General features: G+C 77.6%; 2 protein-coding genes. Both read right to left on the bottom strand.

The window, feature by feature from the left end; translation table 11 throughout:
- Nucleotides 1–302: hypothetical protein (locus F9B16_RS50440; RefSeq protein ID WP_151547350.1), on the bottom strand; the 302-nt coding region annotated here is incomplete at its 3' end.
- Nucleotides 303–465: 163 nt separating this feature from the next.
- Nucleotides 466–1,248: GNAT family N-acetyltransferase (locus tag F9B16_RS50445; protein ID WP_151547351.1), on the bottom strand; the 783-nt coding region annotated here is incomplete at its 5' end.

A 1,248-nucleotide genomic window follows, 5' to 3' on the forward strand; every position in this document is an offset into this window, starting at 1 on the left:
TGCCCGGCGGGCGGGCCCGCGGCGGTGACCGCGATGTGCCGGCGGGCGCCGACGACCGTCCCGAGCCGTCCGGGTGGCGCGGCGAGCCGGTGGAACCGGGTCTTCAGGTCGCCGGACGGGCGCGTGACGGGTTCGACGACGAGGCGGGCCGAGGCCAGCATCGCGGCGGCCTCGCGCGCGAGCGCGCCGTCGCCGATGGCCTCGGGGAGGCGGCCGGGCCCGGGGAGCGTCCGCGCCTGGGTCGCCACCAGGAACCGCGTGGTCACCGACTCCGGGACCTCCAGCTCGAACCGCCCGCCCATGGGCCACCTCCCCCGTTCGCGGGCACGGCCCCCTGCCGCGCCCGGGATTCAGCGTGGCCGCGGGCGCCGGCGGGCGGAACAAGAACGGGATTCTGTGGATAGGCGGGAGCGGGCGGCGGGCCGCCCGCAGCGGGCTCGGCCCAGGGGGGACGGGAGGAAGAGCTCAGGGGAGGACGGAGACGGGCGCCTGGTACTCCAGGGACTCGCGCTCGACGCGGAAGCCCAGTTCCTCGTTGACCGCGAGCATGTGCTCGTTGTCGCCCAGGTTGTCGGTCTCGATCTCGCGGACCTCGGGGCGCTCGGCCGCGAGCCACTCCAGCATCGCGGCCTTCACCCAGATGCCCAGGCGGCGGCCGCGGTGCTCGGGGGCGACGGCCGTGTCGTACTGGGCGGCGCGCCCGGCCGCGTCGTGCGGGACGACGATCTCGGTGAAGCCGGCCACGACCGCGCCGGAGGCGTCGAGGGCGGCGACGGTGTAGAGGTCGTCGCCGCGCTTGGCGACCACCTCGGCGGTCTCGCGGACGCGGTGCGCGTCCCAGGGGGCGCCCTCGTACTCGGCGAGGTCGGCCATGGCGTGCTTGGCGTGCGCGAGGGCGGTGGCGTGCTCGTCGGGGACGACGCCCTGCCAGCGGATCAGCCGGTATCCGGCCGGGCCCGCCGCGACGAGCCGGGCGATCCGCTCCGGGGGGACCTCGTCCAGCCGCAGCACCATGCCGCGCAGCACCAGCACGCACTCGAATCCGTGCGACTCCAGGAACGGGACCGCCGGGGTGCCCGCGTGGACCTGCGCGATCACGCTGGTGCGGCGGTCGGCGCGCAGCCCCTCGGCGGCGGCGGCGAGCAGCCGGCGGCCGAGGCCGCGGCGGCGGTGCCCGGGCCGCACCTGGATGTCGATCTCGGCGGGACGGTCCGCGCCCGGCTCGCCCGGCAGCCGCAGCGCGGCGAC

The sequence above is a fragment of the Actinomadura montaniterrae genome, assembly GCF_008923365.1.
Classification (GTDB): Bacteria; Actinomycetota; Actinomycetes; order Streptosporangiales; family Streptosporangiaceae; genus Spirillospora; species Spirillospora montaniterrae.